This window comes from Ruegeria sp. HKCCD7221 (genome assembly GCF_013031225.1).
Classification (GTDB): Bacteria; Pseudomonadota; Alphaproteobacteria; order Rhodobacterales; family Rhodobacteraceae; genus Ruegeria.
The window spans coordinates 26137-46395 of record NZ_WPZE01000013.1; the positions used below are offsets into that span (position 1 = coordinate 26137).

Sequence of the window (20259 nt, forward strand, 5' to 3'; positions counted from 1 at the left end):
CTAAAGATCAGCGGTATTCGCCCGCGAATTCTTCGATCTTTTCCAACCCGTCTGCGGTCACGAAACCGGGACCCGAGTTGATGTTGTTGCCCGGCAGAACGCCGTAACGGTGGTAGTTAGCCATCACGACAACCGGCAGGTAAGCCTGCAGGAAGGGCTGCTGGTCGATGCCCCACTGGATCACACCGCTTTTGATGCCTTTGACGATCTCGCCACCTAAGTCAAAGGTGCCAAAGTAGATGTCGCCGGCCATGCCGTTTTCTTCCAGCGCCAGAATGGTCGGGTCCGCCGAGGTCGGCCCAAGCGTCAGAACTGCTTCTGTTTCAGGGTTGGCCGACAGATACGCCAGAACACGATTCTTAATCTCGGCCGGGTCCTGACCCGCGTCGATCATCTGCTCGCCCAACTCGATACCCAGACCGTCGGCAAAGCCCTGGCAACGTTCCTGGCTGGACGGCTGCACGATGTAATGGTTCACACACAGGAAGGATCCGATGCCATCGTCTTTGGCCCGTTGGCCTGCAGCGAAACCGGCATCATATTCAGGCTGGCCAACATACATCAGCGCGCCAACTTCACGCGCCTTTTCCGGTGTCCCGGTGTTCATGATGATGACGTCGATACCAGAATCCACGGCCGCCTTGATCGGGCCTTCCAGAATGTCCGGGTCAGCCAGGGTAGTGATGATGCCGTTTGGTCCCGATGCTGCGGCCTGATCAATGATCCGCGCCATGTCTGCAAGGTCACCGGTCGGCGGGTTGCGGTATTCAACCTCAACGCCCATTTGCTCGCCCGCCAAGGCGATGCCGTTTTTTATGGTGTTCCACCAGCTGTCACTGTCCGGGGCGTGGCTGATCAGAATGTACTTCTCGCCCTCCGCTGCCGCGCCAGTGGCACCGGCGAATGCGACGGCGCTGGCCATCAGAACCCCTTTTACGAACGTTTTCATTTCCATTCCTCCCAATAGAACTGTCAATCGTATTGTCTGGGCTTCAGCCCCAGTCATTCGGCATTGGCCGAATCTCCTCCGCCCCCAAGTGAACCGGGGCTGTGTCCAGTTTCAGGAAATCCGATCATTTTGCAACCGGTTTCAAAACATCACTCAGCATGACCGGCATTCCGGAACGCGCCGAACGGGTCGCAGCTTCGGCCATCGCCAGTGCTGCGACGCCGTCTTCCAGAGTAACCGGCATATCCGACCCGGCTTGTACGGCGTCAACAAATGCGCCCCATTCTGTCCGGTAAGCAGTCATGTAACGTTCCAGGAAAAAGTAGGTCGGCTTGGCACCGACAACACCATCCACCGTTGACTTCACCACCGAGTTTTCCAGGATGTTGTGCGCCTGAAGCAGCCCCTTCGACCCCAACAGCTCAACTCGCTGGTCATAACCATATAAGGCGCGTCTGGAATTCTTGATTACAGCGACCCTACCGTCCGCGTAAGTCATTGTAACAACAGCGGTATCATAGTCCCCCGCCAGACCAATCTCAGGGTCGACAACTGATGTTCCGACAGCTGAAATCACTGTGGGCAACTGCCCCATCAAATAGTTTGCCATGTCGAAATCGTGGATCATCATATCCCGGAACAAACCGCCCGAGACTTTGACGTAGCTGATAGGTGGCGGGGCCGGGTCAAAGGACGTGATCGATAGCAATTCCGCCTTGCCAATCTCTCCTGCCTCGAACGAGGCTTTTAGTGCCGAGAAATTGGGATCAAACCGACGGTTGAACCCGAACATAACCGGCTGACCGGTTTCCGATGCGTTTGTCTGACACGCAATAGCCCGATTCAGGTCCAGATCGACGGGTTTTTCGCAAAGTACGGCTTTTCCCGCGCGAGTCGCCGCCTCAATGAGGTCGGAATGTGTATCGGTGGGCGTGGCAATCAGAACCGCATCAATGGACGCATCCGCGATGATGTCTTCCGAACTGCGTGTTTCGGCCTGATATTCTCCCGCCAGACTTTCTGCCGCCTTGGGAACGGCATCTGACACCGCAGCCAATACGCTTTTAGGATGCTCACTGATGGCTTGCGCATGTACACGGCCAATCCGTCCGGCCCCTAACAATCCGATCTTGAGCATGCAGCTTCTCCGAATCCAGTCTTCGCGCGCAGCATGTTTCTCTTTGCAACCGGTTGCAAGATATTTTTTCATCAACTTGGGAAAGTTGCGAGGGATCGCCTTGTCCTCAGCGGCCTTCAACAGTTGGGCAGGCACGCAGCCCGCGCTTGATTTTGTTGTGTCTTGGTGAATTTGAACGCAGAACGAAGCCGAAATCTCCTTCGGCTTTATCATCCTGTCGTTGATTTACTTGCGCCCGCTATACGCCAGATTAAACGGCGTCCGCCTCAACACGGGTAACGAAGAAGACAACATCTTCGAAATCAAAGCCCCCGGCAACGGTCAGATCTTCGAATCCGATGATCATTGCCTCACCGCCCCTGGCGGTTCTGGGCAGCGCGTGTTGCTAATCATCGGCGTTCAATGTCGCCTTTTCCGAGTGGAAAGTGGTAACGCCCGCCGAATCCCCGTTCACCGTCAATACAAAGTCGAACTCATCATCCACATCGGCCAAGCCGCCGTTGCTGGCGATGAAACCAAGATCATCGGCATCAGACAAGTCTGCCATGGGAGACATATTGGGCAAGAACTGCTCTGCTCCCACTTTTCCAAATCTCGTTTAACCACCCGGAAAAGGCTGCAATAAACTGTGCACCATGGCCAAATTCGCCACAATACAGGTCCTGCTCAAGCCAAAGACCTGGATCAGCTTTGGCCGCCAGCGCCGTTTTTCTCAGATCCTCCCAAACGGGATCATTGGGGGCGATCTCTGAGCCGTCTTCGCGAATCCCTGCGCACATCCTGCACCAAAAAGCTTCTGTTAGAGCGAGTCCGTTTATCGAAGAGCCTGAAGCAATTGCATCACGCACCGAGGGCAGAACGAATCCAGGGTGTCGCGCCGATCCGTCGAACGCGACTCGGCGCGTTGTGTCGTGAATTGCAGTGTTTTCAAACCGACGTTCAACCAGCCCAAGGTACTCTTGCGGGGTCGTTCCAGGAACAGCGTCGACCTGAGGTAGAATTTCTTCGATTTGAACTTTTCTGAAAAACGCCGCTATGTCGGGGTCTTGCATACAGGCCGAAATCGTGGGGACATTCAGTATCTCCCCGACATTCGCGAGCAGTTGGTGGCCCCCGTTCAATATGCGAAGCTTCAATGCCTCATACGCGTGAACATCCTTGGTCAGTGTGACACCTACATGTTCAAGCGACGGTCGTCCGGCACAGAAGTCATCCTCGATGACCCATTGACGAAAGTTCTCGTGTGAAACCGGAGCGTGATCATCAACACCAAACGCTTGGCATTGCGCAATCACCTGATCAGTCGTTGCCGGCACGATGCAGTCCACCATCGAATTGGGAAAAGCACCGTTCCGGTCGATCCAATCGGCTAGATCAGGGTCCGAGAGGCGAGCCAGTCCAACAATACAGTTTCGAAGGATAGTGCCGTTACCCTGAAGGTTATCACAACTCAGCGCGGTGAAGGGTGACAAGCCGTACGTGCGGCGTATCCCGAGCGCTGCGACCATTGCGCCAAAAACCGTTCGCGGATGGCTTGGGTTTGCGGCATCATAGCGGATATCATCGTGATCCGTGTCCAAACCGCCGGTGCTTGCACTAAGGAAATAGCCGCCCTCGGTCACAGTCAGGGACACAATCCGAATAGACGGATCAGCCATCGCCCGGATAAGCGCGGCGTTGTCCTCTTCGATCGGCAGGTAATCAATCAACGGGCCTATGACCTCTGCGGATACTCCTTTGGGATCCAGCTCAATCAGGGTGGTCAGACAATCTTGCGCCTGCAACTTCTCGCGCATCTTGGCATCATAACTGCGTACGCCTGCTCCAATGATGGCCCAATCGCGGGCCTGGCCCTGCTGCAAAAGCTGATGAATGTACCAAGCCTGATGGGCGCGGTGGAAATTGCCAAGCCCGATATGGACGATGCCCGGCGTCAGGTCCGAACGTTGATAAGCAGGGGTTCTGACAGTCGCTGGCAGGTCTGCAAGCTTGTCGCGCCTTAGCTGGATGGGAGGGGTTGAATCTGCCACAGGGGTCATCAGCTCATCCAATTTCCGCCGTCAACATTGTAGGTCTGGGCGACGATGTACTTGGCCTCGTCCGAGGCTAGAAACACTGCCATCCCGGTTAGGTCTTCAGCCCGGCCCATGCGGCCATAGGGAACGGCCGCCGCCACTTCGCGTTTCTTCTGCCCCGAAGGTTTGTCTTCGTGTTTGGCAAAGAACGCATCGACACCGTCCCAGTGTTCGCCATCCACCACACCCGGAGCTATCGCGTTCACATTTATCCCGTTTGAGATCAGGTTCAGGCCCGCAGATTGAGTCAGGGAAATGATCGCAGCCTTGCTGGCGCAATAAACGGCGACCAGAGGCTCACCGCGCCGCCCGGCTTGCGACGCCATGTTGATGATCCTGCCTTTGGTGCCATGCGCAATCATGTGGCGCGCGACGGCCTGCATGGTGAACAAGGCACCGGCGACGTTGATGTCGAAGACACGCTGGTAGTCGGCGCGCTCAATCTCAACAATCGGAGCGGCAGTGAAGATCGCCGCGTTGTTGATCAATATGTCGATCGGGCCGAAATGGGATGCCGTGCGGGTGATGGCGTCGTCGATACTTTGCTGGTTTGTCACGTCCATCTCGATTGCTAAAGCCGTCACGCCGATCTCGGTCGCGGCCTGCTGCGCGCGCTGGATGTCGATATCGGCGATCGCGACACGGGCGCCTTCAGCAACATAGGCTTTGGCAAAGGCCAGCCCTATGCCGCGCGCAGCCCCTGTTATCAGGGCGGTTTTACCAGCCAGACGTGTCATTCGATCCGCAAGCCTTTCGCATCGAACCGGTGGATCACATCGGCGCGTGGTGTCAGGTGAATGCGGTCGCCATGTCGGAAACCGACCTCGCCATCTGCGCGGACAGTGATCGTATCGGCCAGCCCGGTTTCGTGGACATGGAAAAATGTATCCGAGCCCAGATGTTCGGAAACGCTCACCACCCCGGACCAGTCCCCTTCGGCTTCTGAAACTGTGATATGCTCAGGCCGTATTCCGATGGTCTGAGCGCCGTGTTTCGCGGCCTCTTCGCCCTCAATGAAGTTCATTTTGGGGGAGCCGATGAAGCCCGCAACAAACAGGTTGCGCGGTGTCCGGTACAGCTCTAGCGGGCTCCCGACCTGTTCGATAACGCCAGCCTGAAGGACGACAATCTTGTCGGCCATAGTCATGGCTTCGACCTGATCGTGTGTTACGTAGATCATCGTGGTCGCCAGGCGTTCGTGCAATTCGCTGATCTCCAGCCGCATGCCAACGCGCAGTGCTGCGTCGAGGTTTGACAGCGGCTCATCAAACAGAAATGCCGCCGGTTCGCGCACAATCGCGCGCCCGATGGCAACCCGCTGGCGTTGGCCGCCCGATAGCTGTCCTGGGCGGCGGTCCAGATAGTCGGTCAGGTTCAGGACGCTGGCGGCACCTTCGACGCGTTTGTCGATCTCGGCCTGATCCAGTTTTGCCATCCGAAGGGGAAAAGCGATGTTCTTACGCACCGTCATATGCGGATACAAAGCATAGGATTGGAACACCATCGCCAGCCCTCGTTTCGCCGGCGGGACATCGGTGGCATCAGAACCGTCGATGTCGATGGAGCCCGAGGTGATATCCTCCAACCCCGCGATCAGACGCAGCAGGGTGGATTTACCGCAACCCGAGGGGCCGACGAAGACTGTGAACTCGCCATCTTCGATGGTCAGGTCAAGTGGTGGAATGACCTGCACATCGCCGAAGCTTTTGGTCACGGACTTGAGTTGGATGCGTCCCATGTGTCGTGTTCCTTATTTCACAGCGCCGAAGGTCAGGCCGCGGACAAGTTGTTTCTGGCTGAACCAGCCAAGGATCAGGATTGGTGCAATTGCCATTGTCGAGGCCGCGCTAAGTTTGGCAAAGAACAGGCCCTCGGGGCTGGAATAGCTGGCGATAAAGGCCGTCAATGGCGCCGCGTCGACGGCGGTCAGGTTGAGGGTCCAGAACGCCTCGTTCCAGGCTAGTATGAAGTTCAGCAAGACGGTCGAGGCGATGCCGGGGATAGCCATGGGGGTCAAGACGTAGAGGATTTCCTCTTTCAAAGTCGCCCCGTCCATCCGCGCAGCTTCCAGAATTTCCCCCGGAATTTCGCGGAAATAAGTGTACAGCATCCAGACAATGATCGGCAGGTTGATCAGCATCAGGACGACGACCAGCCCTCCGCGCGTGTCCAGCAGTCCCAGCCGAATGAACAGCAGGTAGATCGGATAGAGAACGCCAACCGCAGGCAGCATCTTCGTGGACAGCATCCACAGCAGGATGTCCTTGGTGCGCTTCGAGGGCACGAAGGCCATGGCCCATGCGGCAGGAACTGCAATGATGACGCCCAAAACAGTCGACCCGCCAGCGATAATGACCGAGTTCCACAGGAACCGCATATAGTCCGAGCGTTCCTGCACGATGGCATAGTTTTCCAGCGTCCAGTTGAAGTTCAAAAACAGCGGTGGGCTAGCGATCGCCTGTGCCTCGGTCTTGAAGCTGGTCAGGATGGTCCAGAGGATCGGGAAAAAGATCAGCAAACCAACGGCCCATGCCAAGGCGGTATTGAGCGATTTACGGCGGGTTGTGACGGCGCGGGCCATAGTCGTTCCTCCTCACGCGTCCAGGTTCTTGCCGACGATGCGCATCAGGAAAATGGCAACGATGTTGGCTAAGATGATTGCGTAGACACCTCCGGCTGATCCGAGGCCAACGTTCTGGCTTTCCAGCACACGCTGGAAGATCAGGTAGGTGAGTGTGCGGGTGCCGAATGCGCCGCCGGTGGTCACGAAGATTTCGGCAAAGATCGACAGAAGAAAGATTGTTTGGATCAGGATCACGATGGTGATCGCCCTGCTCAGATGCGGCAGGATGATGTGGTAGAAGCGCTTCAGTACCGGCGCACCATCCATCTCGGCTGCTTCCAACTGCTCGCTGTCCAGCGATTGGATCGCGGTTAGCAGGATGAGCGTGGCAAAGGGCAACCACTGCCAGGACACGATCATGATGATCGAGGTCATGGATGCCTCGGACAACCACGAGATCGGCTCGGCCCCAAAAAAGCGCCACAGGTGGGCCAACAGACCGTTGACCGGGTCCATGAACATGTTCTTCCAGACCAGCGCGGATACCGTTGGCATAACGAAGAAGGGCGCGATCACGAGGATGCGGACAATACCTTGGCCCCACATCGGTTGATCCAGAAGCATTGCCAGTAGGATGCCCAGGATAACAGTAATGATCAGAACGCCTCCGACGATCACCAGCGTTGCCTGAACTGCGGGCCAGAAGGAACTGGACGAAACGAACCGAACGTAGTTGTCAATTCCAACCCAGCCCAGATCACCACCGCGCAGAGGCAGATATTTCTTGAAGGAGAAATAAAGCGTCATCGTCAGCGGCACGAGCATCCAGCCAAGCAGCAGGACCACTGCTGGTGCCATCATCAGGCGAGCAACCGAGCGGGAATGTTGAGTTGCCATAACGCAAACCCTCTATTTTCAGGCGTAGCTTAGCCTGCGAGAAAAACGCGAGTCGTGGAAGAGAATTGCGGGGGGCATCAATGCTGCCCGCCCGCCGGGGAGGAGGCCTCAGTACCCTGCGGCTTCCATTTCTTCGGCTGTGAAAGCCTGCGCTTTGGCCAGAGCTTCCTCAACCGTTTGCTGTCCGGCATAGACGGCTGAGAACTCCTGGCTGACTTGCGTCGCAATACCTGCAAATTCCGGGATCGCCGCAAACTGAATGCCGACATATGGCACCGGCTTGACCGTCGGGTTATTCGGATCAGCCGACAGGATCGAGTCCAATGTCATCTTGGCAAATGGAACCTTCTGGTATTCCGGGTTCTCATACAAAGAAGATCGCGCGCCCGGTGGGACATTTGCCCAGCCTTCGTTTTCTGCGACCAACTCGATGTAGTCTTTTGAAGTGGCCCATTCGATGAATTGCTTGGCCGCGTCTTCTTGCTGTGTACCGGCCGGAATGGCCAGTGCCCAAGCCCAAAGCCAGTTGGAGCGCTTGCCCAATCCGGTGTCGGGTGCCAGAGCAAAACCAACGCTATCCGCAACGGTCGAGTCATCGGGATTGGTCACAAATGACGCCGCAACAGTGGCGTCGATCCACATGCCACATTTACCCTGTTGGAACAATGACAGGTTCTCGTTGAACCCGTTGGTCGCATAGCCTGCGGGACCGGATTCTGTCATCATTTCAACGTAGAAATTCAGCGTGTCGGACCATTCAGGCTGATCAAACTGGGGCTTCCAATCTTCGTCGAACCAGCGTGCGCCGAACGAGTTGGACATGGCCGTGATGAACGCACCGCCTTCACCCCAACCGGCTTTGCCGCGCAGGCAGATTCCGTTGATGTCGGCGTCCCGGTCAGTCATGGCCGCTGCGGCCTCTTTGATGAATTGCCAGCTTGGCGCTTCGGGCATTTCCATGCCTGCTTTTTCCATCAAGTCGGTGCGATACATGATCATCGAGCTTTCGCCGTAAAACGGCGCAGCAAAAAGTGTTCCGTCATGGCTCAGACCGCCCGACATAGCAGGCAGGATGTCACCGACGTCATATTCCTCTGACAAACCATCCAGCGGAACCAGCCAGCCGTTCGCACCCCAGATCGGGGTTTCGTACATGCCGATTGTCATGATGTCGAACTGACCACCCTTGGTGGTGATGTCGGTGGTCACGCGCTGGCGCAAAACGTTCTCTTCCAGCGTCACCCATTCGACTTCAACGCCCGTCGCTTCGGTGAATTTGTCGGTATAGCCCTGCATCCGGATCATATCGCCGTTGTTTACGGTTGCGATCGTTATGGATTGTGCGTGGGCCGCTGCCGTTGCGACGAAAGTCAGCGCAGTCGCCGCACGAAGTGCGTGTTTCAAGTACATCCCTGTCCTCCCTGAGCTTGGATGCTGTGCAGAGAGCCTAGTTCAAGATTTGTCGCGCCGTCAATAAAAACTTTACGCGCGTTAATTTTTATTCATCACGCAGATTCCCTCAGGACCAATCGCGCCGGGAAAAGGGTTTCTGTCCGTTTCTCAAATTTTCCACCGTTTTCAATAAGTTCAAAAAGCGTTTCGACGCTTCGCGCCGCCACATTATCATAGTCATGCGCGGCGGTTGTCAGCGACGGACATGTGAATTTTGCGAACGGATGATCGTCGTTTGACGCCACCCGCAATGCACAATCGTCTTTCCGCCCAACGCGAATCCCCTGCTCGAAACACGCCGCCAGAAAACCGATGGCCAATCGGTCATTGCTGCACAGGACCGAATTCGTGCGCAGCTTGCGTTCACCCAAAATCTTGAGCGCACCCTTTCGGCCAATCTCTTCAAAGGCCCAGCCCGTGCCTTCAATTTTGATCACATGAGGCTCAAAGCCCAGTCGGTCCATTACGTCGACATAAGCCTTACGTCGCTTATTGGCATTGGGGTTCGCAGGTGTCCGCATTTCGAAGAACGAAGGCGGCTCACCCGTGCGGGTCATGTATTCCACGGTCTGAGACACAAAGCTGAAGTTGTCGGACCCGATAAACGCCGCGCCCAAACCGTCGAGATTGCTGTCAAACAAAACCGTCGGCACTCTGGCGCAGAATTTCTCGATCGCGGACTTGTCCGAGATACGTCCCAAAGGCGCCAACAAAACGCCCGCAGGCTTCAAAGATTGCAAGCCGTCCAGGATTTCATTTTCCAGTTTTTGTTCGCCATGAGAGCTGAACAGAAACGGGCGATAGCCTGCCGCGATACAGCTTTGCTCTAGATACCGTGCGATTTCGGCAAAGAACGGATCGGCCAGATAGGGTACGACGATGCCGATATTCTTGGTCAGCTTGCGGTTCTGGTTCACTGCATAGATGTTTGGGCGGTAGTCAAACCGCTCCAACGCCTCTTCTATCCGTGCTCTCGTCGTTGGGCGAACGCTATCGGGATCGTGGAAGTATTTGGACACCGTTGGCCGCGAGATACCGCTAAGGGCTGCGAACTCTTCCATGTTCTTTATCTTGGTCATACCTGTCTGCCTGCCCACCTGAGCCGCCTTGATCTTATCCTATTTTTACATATTCTTTGCGCGCGGCAAAAAGATCAATAGTAAGACAAGTTCCGAACTTTAGTGCAGGTAAGGGGTTTGAATGTATCTCGGGATCGACATCGGAACGTCTGCGGTCAAACTTGTCTGTGCAGACACTGATCGAATTCTGACGACGTCTTCTGTAGGGATAAAAACGTCCTCACCGCAGCCCGGTTGGTCAGAGCAGCATCCGGATCTTTGGTGGCAGGCGACACGCGACGCCTTGGACCAACTATCTGGGCAAATCACGCTGTCCGAGGTGAAAGCGATCGGGTTGTCAGGCCAGATGCACGGAGCCGTTTTGCTGAACCGTGATTTGCGCCCAATCCGCCCGGCAATCCTGTGGAATGACAGCAGGGCAGTACAGGAATGTGAGGACCTACGCGCGGCCCAGCCGGAGATTGGTCATATTGCCGGCGTCCCTCCCTTGCCGGGCTTTACCGCGCCCAAAATTGCTTGGTTGAAAAAACATGAGCCTGCCAACTATGCAAAGCTTTCCCATATTCTGCTGCCCAAGGATTATGTCGGGTTGCGCCTGCATGGAGAGTTGGTAACCGACGCATCCGATGCCGCCGGAACATTGTGGCTCGATCAGGCGTCGCGCGACTGGCACGCCGGTATCGTCGAAGCCACTGATGTTGCAGGGGACTGGCTTCCGCAGATATTCGATGGCCACAATTGCGTTGGGGCTGTGTCAGCGCAAGCGGCAACTGAGACGGGCTTGAAACCCGGCACGCCAGTCGTTGCAGGAGGTGGAGATGCAGCAACCGGGGCAGTGTCTTTGGGCGCCACCGAACCGGGGCGAGGTTTCATCTCTTTAGGAACTTCCGGCCAGTTGTTCGTGGCGGACCGGGCCTACAAACCCAATCCCGAACGTTACGTACATGCTTTTGCGCACACTTTGCCCGACCGTTGGTATCAAATGGCAGCGATGTTGAATGGCGCGAGGCCTATTTCATGGATTGGCGGTCAATTGGGACTGTCCGCAGCCGAAGTTGTTGCGCTTGCCGAAACGGTCAGCGGGGACCGCGTACCAATTTTTCTGCCCTATCTAACGGGGGAACGTAGCCCGCATGGCGACCCGCATATCCGAGCCTGTTTCTTTGGCCTGGAGGATTCCACAACACGCGCAGACATCTGCCGTTCCGTGGTGGAAGCGATTGCTTTCTGCTTTGCCGATGCGGCACAGAGTTTCGGTGACAGTATTAAAGAATTGCCGGAACTCGCAGCAATCGGAGGAGGCAGCAAATCAAAACTGCTGTTGAGGCTGATCGCGACAGTGACCGAAAAGCCGGTTGTGCGGTCGGATGGGGCAGATTCCGGTCCGGCATATGGCGCCGCCCAGCTGGCAGCTTTTGGAAAAGGTGCATTGGACAGAGCTGACCTTGCACTTCAACCACCAACAACAGACATGTTTGAACCGGCGGATATGGCACCATTGTTCGAACGGTTGGCGCGGTTTCGGAAGCTTTATACAGCAGTCAGTCTAGCTGAATAATTACCCGGCACGGTCAACCAAATTTACGCCGCCTGCCCTTCCCACGGTGGGTTTGTTGGGATCTCAACGATCCGCAAACACGCGCACCTTGACCAACAGAACATGCGATTTCGAACAAAAGAGCCACAGAACCACTTCTGCCTCTGTTTTCTAGCCCGGAAAAACCTGACGAAGTTTGCCCAACAAAGGCTCCCCCTGAACGCTGCACAGCGAGTTTACAGAGATGCCGCGCCGGTAACGGCGATGAGCTTTTGGGATCAATTCTGTAGGTTATCGCTGGCGCGCCTTTCGGTTTTTTGCGACGGCCTAACTCCGAACCCAGCCTAGAACGTGCCTTCGAACGGACTGATACCGCGTTTCTCGCCAAACAGTTTGATTCCTGTGCAACCAATACAGTGGTGCCAACGGATGTAGACACTTCACGTCCCACGGTTTGTGCCGATCGGTGAAGTGAATGATCTTGGGATGGTTGGCGCCTTTCAGTTCTTAGAACTCCATCTGCCCGACGTGGAAATGCAGCGGGTCAAACGGCGCTCCGCGCAGCTTTACTAGGGTGCGAAACTTCCCCTCGCCCGATCTATCTAAGTTGAAGAAATAGTCGTATTAGCGGTTCTGGCGACAACGGCAACGCTCACGAGCGTACTAAAGTTTCTGAGTTAAGTAGAGCGCTGTGCTTCATACCACGGAGTTAATCTGGAAGGTCGACCTAACTGGAATCTGTATGAACCAAATTCGTTAGGTTCATTGCACTGTCTCAGCCCACTACAATTAATGGCACATCCCCACAGAAAGCGCATCTGATATCAGCGCGATGGTTAACCGTGGGTCTTTTGGAAGAATGTCTCCAGACACACTGTCGACCGGGCGCCTATGGATCCCAACTCTATAGCGATCCTCGCACCACCCGAGCTGAAACAAACCTTATAACCCCTATCAACCCAAATTTCTTAAACAAACGACGCTTTATTGATCTGTTTGACTTACGCTGAATTAGAAAAAGAGAGTTAGTGTAGGCGGAATAGTCGCCAGCCTGAATGGATTGAAAAATATATAACCGTTTGGCGCTGTTATTTCTGCATGATTCAAAAGAAGCGCCTTTAAAGGCGGCACGCTGGCAAACCTCATGAAATGCTGAAAATATTCCCTTTTTTTCTTCCTCGGACAGTTGAGCCTCAATAATTTGCGAATGTCGAACTAACCAAGATTGAAAATAACCAAAAGCCTTCTTGTCGTTTTTCTTTTTCAATTCCTCAACAATGGAAAGCGAGTGCGGAAGGAAAGAAGTGTATCTATTTCCCGATTCTACTGTCGTCTGCCCATCTCGATTAACGCGGTGAAGGTACCCGGTTTGTGGCACCAAAACGGCTGATTTTGCATTGGTACAAACATTCCAATGGAACGGATAGTCCTCATTGAAGTGATCTACCTCGGGAAATTTCAAACCTTTTTTTCTCAAAAAATCTGATTTGTAGATTTTCCGCCAAGGTTCTGGAGACAAAGCTAGCGCTTTTCTCGGGTCAATTGTTCGATCCCGCCCTTTGTCCGCAGACCAAACGTCAAAATCGTAGGCAGGGTTCTTCTCAAGCGTTTCCGCATCTATACTCACATATGAGGAGATTGAAAAATCGGCGTCCGATTGCTTCAATGCAGAAAGCTGTTTTGAAAAGTACCCACGCTGGACCCAATCATCACTGTCCAGAAAGGCCACAAAATCCTTCTTCGCTCTTTGCAAACCAATATTCGAAGGAATTCCAGCGCCACCAGGAGTATTAACCGGAAGTTTTATCAAAGTTATTTTATCATTTTGCTGTGATAACTCTTCTACAACTGCCGCGGTGCTGTCAGTAGAAGCATCGTCCACCACAATGATTTCGTAGTCTTCAACACCTTCGTTGACAACACTACGGATCGCAAGCTCGATCCATTTTTCAGTATTAAATGACGGAATAATTACGGAAAGAGACATCTTACCGAACCAAAATCTCTTCTGCGAGCAGCGCGCTTGTCATTGCATTTCCATGAGAAAGGCCCAAGTAATCTACAAATGCCTTTTCGAGTTCGCACGTTTGAGAAAGTTTCAATATATTGAATTTTGATTTGTAGAACGACAGACAGGACCTGAAACGGTTCCTGAGATACGTTTTCTCAAAAACCGCCCCTCCCCTGTCGTTTTGGACGATAACCTGCACTGCAAAAACCAGAAAATTTAAGATATCATTGTAACGAACATCTTCCTGGCGAAATGCAACATCATGGAATGAGGAAACGAGGTCAAAGTCCACATCCAATCCCAGGATTCTTGAAATGTTTAGCTTAATTTCCTTATCCACTTTTATCTGACCTGCCCGCTTATCGTTGTGACTGACACCGGCCTCATTGTAGTTGTAAGTAAGCAGGTCCTGATCTACTCCAATAGCTGGTCTATTGCTTTCAATTACGAGCTTTGAGAAAAAATCATAGTCTGCACACGGTACCATACCAGGTGCAAATTCAATCTTCGTCTGGGCAAGGCAGCTTGTTCTGACTACAGCCGTGGGGGTCGGAATCGGGTTGTGGAACAAGCAGTCAACTTTTACTTTGCTCGGCTCCTCTGACACCCGCCAACGACCTCCTGTTAACGCAACTCTGCAAGACGCACCGCAAATGTCCAGGGACGGATCTCTGTCCAGGATATCAATTTGGGCGCTAAGCCTGTCTTTGCGACAAACATCGTCAGCGTCCATAAAAGCGATGTAGTCGTACCCTTGCTCGATTGCATTCCTGTTCATCCGGTTTCTGGTTTCAGCAGGGCCCTTGTTTCTATCGTTTTTGAAGGGGCGTACTCTTGGGTCCTCAAAAGAAGATGCAATCTCGAAACTTTCGTCCGTAGATCCGTCGTCACAAAGGAATAGATCAAAGTCCTCGTAAGTTTGCCCGAGAATGGATTGAACACTGTTTTTGAGCCACGGCTCGGCATTAAAGACAGGCATGCACACAGCCACCCGACGCTTCCGCTCACTTGCCATATCTTTAGCTCCCGCCACTCATATAAGGCCTTATTTTCCCAACACAAATGATCGGGATTGTTGTCAATCAGCTATCAGACAATTTCGCTGACAATCTGCATTCGGCCCTCCTTCAATATTGTTTAACTGGTTGGTGCGCAATGGCCTGTCAGCCAATTCGAAGCTGCAAAACGAGAAGAAAAAGTTGCTAGAAACACGTGCCGTTAGTTTTGAACAGGACAGCCGGGACTATATTGGGTTGAGCTAAGGTACAGGTATCATCGTGCAATCACTCACACTTATCGAAATACACCTTGCGTTCAACTTGCGGAGGGCCTAATCTGGCAAGCTGCGCGGGGCACCGCTGACAAACACAGTAAGATAATTTACCGCTCTGTAGCGTCAAGAGCCTTCCTCAAAAAAGGGATTTCTTCATATCCGTGACACCCTAAGCTTGCCCGGCTTTTCAAACATTGACAATGTGTCACGAGCGTTGGATTAAAAGTGTGTCCTAACGGACGATAAAAAGAAACATACACACTGAGCATCAGGACCTCCAAGTACACGCTTCAACAGGCAAGCTAAACTGAAAAATTCAGCCACTGGCGTGGAAGAGCAGAGAAACAAATATGGATATTGTCAAATACTTCCGAGGAAAGCGCATAGTCATTACAGGAGGCGTTGGGTCCGTAGGACGAGAAATCTTTGCCTGCCTAATTGAACTTGAACCCGAGCTGATCCGCGTAATCGACAACAACGAAAGCGCGTTGTTTGAAATGGAAGTCGAATACCGGGGCAATAAGGGTGTCGAGTTCTACCATTGCGACATCACCGACGAACGAGAAATGAGTCGCACATTCTCTGACATGGACCTGTGCTTTCATTGCGCCGCCCTCAAGCATGTTCCGTCCTGCGAACGAAGCCCTTTCTCGGCGATCAACGTGAATATCCAGGGTTCCGAAGTTGTGGGCCGGGTGGCCATTGCCCAGGGATTGGAGAAAGTGATTTTCACGTCCTCGGATAAAGCCGTAAATCCTACCAACGTGATGGGCACATCCAAGCTGATGGGAGAGCGCCTGTTCACTGCCATGAACTTCCTTCGTTCAAAAGAGACGAAAACAGTCTTTGCCTGCACAAGGTTTGGCAATGTTTTGGGTTCACGTGGTTCGGTTGTTCCGCTGTTTGCTCAACAAATTGAAACTGGTAGGCCTGTTACAATCACTGATGAGAGAATGACTCGTTTCGTGATGACAATGAGAGAAGCCGCAGATCTGGTAATCGAAAGCATGATGCTGGCGCGAGGCGGAGAGATCTTCATTACGAAAATGCCCGTGTTGAAGATTGTTGATCTGGCGCGGGTAATGATCGCTCGGCTCGCCCCTCTCGCCAACGTGTCGCCATCTAGTGTGGAAACTAAAATAACAGGGTCGCGACCTGGAGAGAAACTTTGGGAAGAACTTTCTACAGATGAGGAAAGCAATCGACTCCTTGAGAGTGAGAAGTTTCTTATCGTGCTTCCATCCGGACATACTTCTGAGCAGCGCCAAGAGTACAAGTATGATTGGATCACAACACAGCCAAGTACTATCATCTATCACTCGGATCGGTCTGAACTAATGTCGGATTCTGAAATTGATGACATGTTGCTGCGCGAAGGTGTTCTTCCGAACAGGTTGAGAAACCGAGCGCTCGAAAACCTCTAACACATTTCAAATCAACTATTTCGGGAGGATCCTTTCATGCGTGTTCTTGTTCTTGGCGGTGACGGCTACATTGGTTGGCCAACAGCGATGAAGCTATCGGCGGCAGGTCACGAGGTGATGGCCGTAGACAATTACCTGCGTCGTCGCCTCATGATGGAAATCAACACTCCGGCCTTGTTTGATGTGCCAAATCTGCAAGAGCGGGCAAGGCTGTGGAGCGAGAAATCTGGCAAGGACGTTTCAGTCCGCATCGGCGATTTGGACAACTGGGATTTTATCTCATCGGTTTTCGAAGAGTTTCGCCCGGATTCTATTATCCATTATGCAGAACAGCCTTCTGCTCCGTACTCGATGCTGGATCGCGCTGCGGCGCGCCTAACGCTTGATAACAATCTTGGCGCGACATTCAACGTAATTCACGCAATGAACGAGTATACTCCGAATGCCCACTTGGTAAAGCTGGGGACCATGGGCGAATACGGTACGCCGAACATAGACATTGAGGAAGGGTGGATCGAAATCGAGCATAAAGGGCGCAAGGGAACCTTCCTGTTCCCGCGCGCTGCAGGTTCTTTCTACCACACGACTAAGGTGCTCGACACCGACATGCTATGGTTCTACGTGCGGGTGTGGGACCTTAGGGTAACTGACCTCATGCAGGGTCCTGTCTACGGTGTTGCTACCGAAGAAAATGACAATGATGATGCTCTGTATTCCTTCCTAAACTATGACGAGGTTTTCGGCACTGTTCTGAACCGCTTCATGGTTCAAGCAGTGGCTGGGTATCCTTTGACAGTTTATGGTGCCGGAGGTCAAACGCGCGGCTATTTGCACCTCAAAGACGCGCTTCAATGTGTACAGCTGGCCGTTGAAAACCCGGCTGATAAAGGCGAGTTGCGGGTATTTAACCAGTTCGTGGAAACATTTTCAGTTAATGACCTTGCATCACGTGTACAGGCGTCCGGGAAACGCTTGGGGCTGGATGTGGAAATTCGCAACCTGGAAAATCCTCGCAAAGAGATGGAGGATCACTACTACAATCCTGCACATACAGGTCTGCTTGATCTGGGCCTCAAGCCCAACATCCTGACAGACGACGTCATGGATGAGATGATGCAACTTACTGCGCGCTACAAAGATCGGATTGTAGAGGAACAAATCTTCCGAGGCGTTAAATGGAAGAAGTAAATTTTCTAGATGGCGAACGTGTGTAGCTGACTTAAGCGCACTGCAACCTTGGGCCTAAACTTAGAGCTAACAACCAATAGATCGTGAGAGTTGCAAAGTCTGAGATTGGTAAGAAGACTCTATGGCAGCCGTTAATGCGGGTAGCGATACGCTTCCGGCCTTGCTGCCCACCAAATAAGTCTAGGCACGGTTAAGCCGCTTGTAGCTACGATTCGTCATATCGGATCGTTGCCTTGCGGTGCCGTCGGCCAAAGATACAGGCGCTTGTCCCCCCGTCGATCTGTGCTTCTCTAAACCAACTGGTGTCATCGCCAGGGCCATTGAGCAACGCCCCCAAGTTTCGGCAAACTGCAGACTAAAGTCTTGTCGTTGCGGAGGCAGGATTTCAACGATTTTTTCGAGACAAAATTTTGGTCTTCGATTGAAAGGTATTCACACCTAACAGTGAGTAAGTCTACCAATAAATTTTTCGCTTGCGACACATCATGAAGCGGCCAGTTTCCAAATTGTATTAGGACCACACCTTCGTTGAATTTTCATAAGATCAATCCATCAACACCCATTTACTGGGTCAGTAAAGCCGCCCTATTTTCAGTGTTAGCAAATTCTATTGGCGAAGCAATGATCGACGAAAGAAGTGACAATAAGCCATCCTAATGGACACTAACTGCACAGCAATCTAAAACTTTTTGCGGGTCGACTTCCCTTCAGCTCTCGAAACCGCGCAATAGGCTATCGATTCCACTGAAAAGACCGCTATGGTCGTCATGCAGGGAGCAGTTCCTGCTCCGACGCTTGCCGTAGAACAACACGACCGACGCAAAGCCACTTAGCCCGAGAGCGCCGAACAATTCACGCTTGGCCAGCAGGCCGTCGTCAGAACTCACTTGCATGCAAACAAATTGCACCCCACAGCCAAAAGCCGGCCGATCAGCCCAATCGGAACTCACACCCCTTGGTTGATCCACCAACCTCGTCCCAAAAGTTACCAAAATCACGGCTTAAGTAGGTCATGCTTTGTTACGGACAGCATGGTCTATGGATTACTTGGTGAAAGCAAGCTGATTGAAAACAAATACGCAGGCCTCACGAAGGCATTCCAAATGCTGTAGGACTCCTCAGTAGGGAGGGTTTTGGGTCGTCAGCATTGTCGGCCGGATGCTTCGGACTGCGAAATCGCGATTGCATGCTTCAAAGCCTTCGTTATAAGTGAGAGTGTAAACTAAATGACCGATTGCACAGCAGCAAGGTCAGGCGGATGGCAATTTAGAAAAACCGAGAACGCATTGCCGGTCTGGCATTGATGGAAACGTATGCGATGAAATGGTTAGTGACCGGTGGTACAGGATTTGTTGGATCGAACCTTATTTCGGAGATTCTGTCTGAACGAGCCAAAGATCAAGTCATAGCATTCGACAACTTTTCGGAGAGTTCGTTCGATGAGTTTGTCACTGCCTCTCCACTCGATACAGCGGTTCTTGTTGATCCGGATGCTCCGGTGTGGGTTTCCGGACGTCGCCTCGGAGTGGTCGAGGGCGACATCCGCGACATGGATGAGGTCATAAGGGTGACAAAGGAGGCTGATATCATTGTTCACCTTGCAGCCAATACTGGTGTCGGCCCTTCGGTCAAGAACCCGCGTCTGGATTGCGACACGAACATTTACGGTACACTCAACATGCTCGAAGGAGCTCGTGCCGCCGGAGTGCAGCGCTTTGTCTTCGCCTCGTCTGGTGCGCCGGCCGGCCTCTCAAAACCCCCGATCACCGAGACAATCGCTGCCCGTCCGGTTTCGCCTTATGGAGCTAGTAAGCTAGCTGGGGAAGCGTATTGCTGTGCTTATTCGGTAGCCTTCGGTGTACCGACAGTTGCGCTAAGGTTCTCAAACATTTACGGACCGCGCTCGTGGCGCAAGGGATCGGTCGTCGCAACGTTTATTCGCCAAGCGATGGCCGGAAAGCCGATAACAGTAAACGGCGACGGTAATCAGACGCGCGACTTTATCTACATCGACGATTTGACGCGTGCCATTCGGCTGGCGGCGACAGTCGACGAATTGTCGGGCGAGTTGTTTCAGGTGGCTACAGGACGAGAGACTAGCGTGAACGAACTGCTGGTCGTACTACAAGAGAAGTTCGCCGCAGCCAACCTACCCGCAATCGAGCGACGTCGAGGAGAGCGCTCATCGGCCGATGTAATGCGCAATTTCGCAGACGCCGCTAAAGCAAATCGAGAAATCGGATGGCGTCCGCAGATTGACCTGGAGGAAGGCTTAGGAAAAACGATCGACTGGTTCTTGCAATACCGAAGGGATTAAAGCGAGTCGCGTTACATCGAATTTTTTTTCCTACGATTTTGACGAAATTGTGGAAATACTCGTAACTGAGGAACCGACGAGCAGTCTGCCAGAATTCGTGAAAAAATTTTGTTCACACTGCGGCCTTTCTGATCAGTGCCTTCAACTTTGCAAAAGCCATCTCCATTTGATCTAGACCAGGGCCATAGAGTGGAAGGAACATTAAACACTCGCTGAACGTAAGTAAGGCGTAAGTCGCTTTGGGGCTTTTGTGGCTGGAAGTACTTTCGAGGTGGTGGCCTCAAAAGTTTTGGCGTTTCGTGATCCATGTGTAGCGCCGGTCAGCCACGATCTAGGGTTTATATTCAAGCGCCTTT

16 protein-coding genes are annotated in these 20259 nt (G+C 53.0%); 4 read left to right on the forward strand and 12 right to left on the reverse strand.

The features are described 5' to 3' along the window. Window positions 1-7 precede the first annotated feature (7 nt). The 10 genes from GOX73_RS19780 to GOX73_RS19825 form a co-directional block, all read right to left on the reverse strand. Complete coding sequence (locus tag GOX73_RS19780; protein WP_170427125.1) at window positions 8-949, reverse strand: sugar ABC transporter substrate-binding protein; 942 nt, start codon at window positions 947-949, stop codon at window positions 8-10. 124 nt (window positions 950-1073) lie between these two features. Next, window positions 1074-2087, reverse strand: coding sequence for an inositol 2-dehydrogenase (gene iolG / locus GOX73_RS19785; protein ID WP_171127051.1), 1014 nt, complete (start codon window positions 2085-2087; stop codon window positions 1074-1076). Between the two features lie 385 nt (window positions 2088-2472). Then, window positions 2473-2634, reverse strand: coding sequence for a hypothetical protein (locus tag GOX73_RS19790; protein ID WP_171127050.1), 162 nt, complete (start codon window positions 2632-2634; stop codon window positions 2473-2475). After that, the gene (locus GOX73_RS19795; protein ID WP_171135074.1) at window positions 2618-4126 is read right to left on the reverse strand and encodes a mannitol dehydrogenase family protein; all 1509 of its coding nucleotides are present in this window, start codon (window positions 4124-4126) and stop codon (window positions 2618-2620) included. The genes GOX73_RS19790 and GOX73_RS19795 overlap by 17 nt, the downstream gene beginning before the upstream one ends. Next, on the reverse strand, window positions 4126-4899 hold the full coding sequence (locus tag GOX73_RS19800) for an L-iditol 2-dehydrogenase (RefSeq protein ID WP_171127048.1): 774 nt from the start codon (window positions 4897-4899) through the stop codon (window positions 4126-4128). The genes GOX73_RS19795 and GOX73_RS19800 overlap by 1 nt, the downstream gene beginning before the upstream one ends. Continuing rightward, complete coding sequence (locus GOX73_RS19805) at window positions 4896-5900, reverse strand: ABC transporter ATP-binding protein (RefSeq protein ID WP_171127047.1); 1005 nt, start codon at window positions 5898-5900, stop codon at window positions 4896-4898. Before GOX73_RS19805 ends, GOX73_RS19800 begins: the two co-directional genes overlap by 4 nt. A gap of 12 nt (window positions 5901-5912) precedes the next feature. Beyond that, window positions 5913-6743: a carbohydrate ABC transporter permease gene (locus GOX73_RS19810; RefSeq protein WP_170448185.1), complete on the reverse strand. Its 831-nt coding sequence runs from the start codon at window positions 6741-6743 to the stop codon at window positions 5913-5915. 12 nt (window positions 6744-6755) lie between these two features. Next, complete coding sequence (locus GOX73_RS19815) at window positions 6756-7622, reverse strand: carbohydrate ABC transporter permease (protein ID WP_171125479.1); 867 nt, start codon at window positions 7620-7622, stop codon at window positions 6756-6758. A gap of 108 nt (window positions 7623-7730) precedes the next feature. Further along, window positions 7731-9032 carry a sugar ABC transporter substrate-binding protein gene (locus GOX73_RS19820; protein WP_171127046.1) on the reverse strand — a complete coding sequence of 434 codons (1302 nt, stop codon included), beginning with the start codon at window positions 9030-9032 and terminating at the stop codon, window positions 7731-7733. Window positions 9033-9127: 95 nt separating this feature from the next. Further along, entirely contained in the window at window positions 9128-10153 is a 1026-nt protein-coding gene (locus GOX73_RS19825) for a LacI family DNA-binding transcriptional regulator (RefSeq protein ID WP_171127045.1), read from the reverse strand. A 121-nt stretch (window positions 10154-10274) separates the two neighbouring features. Here GOX73_RS19825 and xylB point away from each other — a divergent pair, with 121 nt between their 5' ends. Beyond that, a complete protein-coding gene (gene xylB / locus GOX73_RS19830) occupies window positions 10275-11711 on the forward strand; it encodes a xylulokinase (RefSeq protein ID WP_171127044.1) in 1437 nt (478 codons plus the stop codon). An 883-nt stretch (window positions 11712-12594) separates the two neighbouring features. Here the strand turns inward: xylB and GOX73_RS19835 are convergent. Further along, window positions 12595-13677, reverse strand: a complete 1083-nt coding sequence (locus tag GOX73_RS19835; protein ID WP_171127043.1) for a glycosyltransferase family 2 protein — start codon at window positions 13675-13677, stop codon at window positions 12595-12597. Between the two features lies 1 nt (window position 13678). Beyond that, window positions 13679-14716 (reverse strand): glycosyltransferase family 2 protein, encoded by a 1038-nt coding sequence (locus GOX73_RS19840; RefSeq protein WP_171135075.1) that lies wholly within the window; start codon window positions 14714-14716, stop codon window positions 13679-13681. A gap of 608 nt (window positions 14717-15324) precedes the next feature. On the opposite strand from GOX73_RS19840, the gene GOX73_RS19845 reads away from it, so the two are divergent. The 3 genes from GOX73_RS19845 (at window position 15325) to GOX73_RS19855 (ending at window position 19903) form a co-directional block, all read left to right on the forward strand. Further along, window positions 15325-16398: a polysaccharide biosynthesis protein gene (locus tag GOX73_RS19845; protein ID WP_171127041.1), complete on the forward strand. Its 1074-nt coding sequence runs from the start codon at window positions 15325-15327 to the stop codon at window positions 16396-16398. 36 nt (window positions 16399-16434) lie between these two features. Then, complete coding sequence (locus GOX73_RS19850) at window positions 16435-17586, forward strand: NAD-dependent epimerase/dehydratase family protein (RefSeq protein ID WP_171127040.1); 1152 nt, start codon at window positions 16435-16437, stop codon at window positions 17584-17586. Between the two features lie 1318 nt (window positions 17587-18904). Next, on the forward strand, window positions 18905-19903 hold the full coding sequence (locus GOX73_RS19855; RefSeq protein WP_171127039.1) for an NAD-dependent epimerase/dehydratase family protein: 999 nt from the start codon (window positions 18905-18907) through the stop codon (window positions 19901-19903). The last annotated feature ends 356 nt before the right edge of the window (window positions 19904-20259 follow it).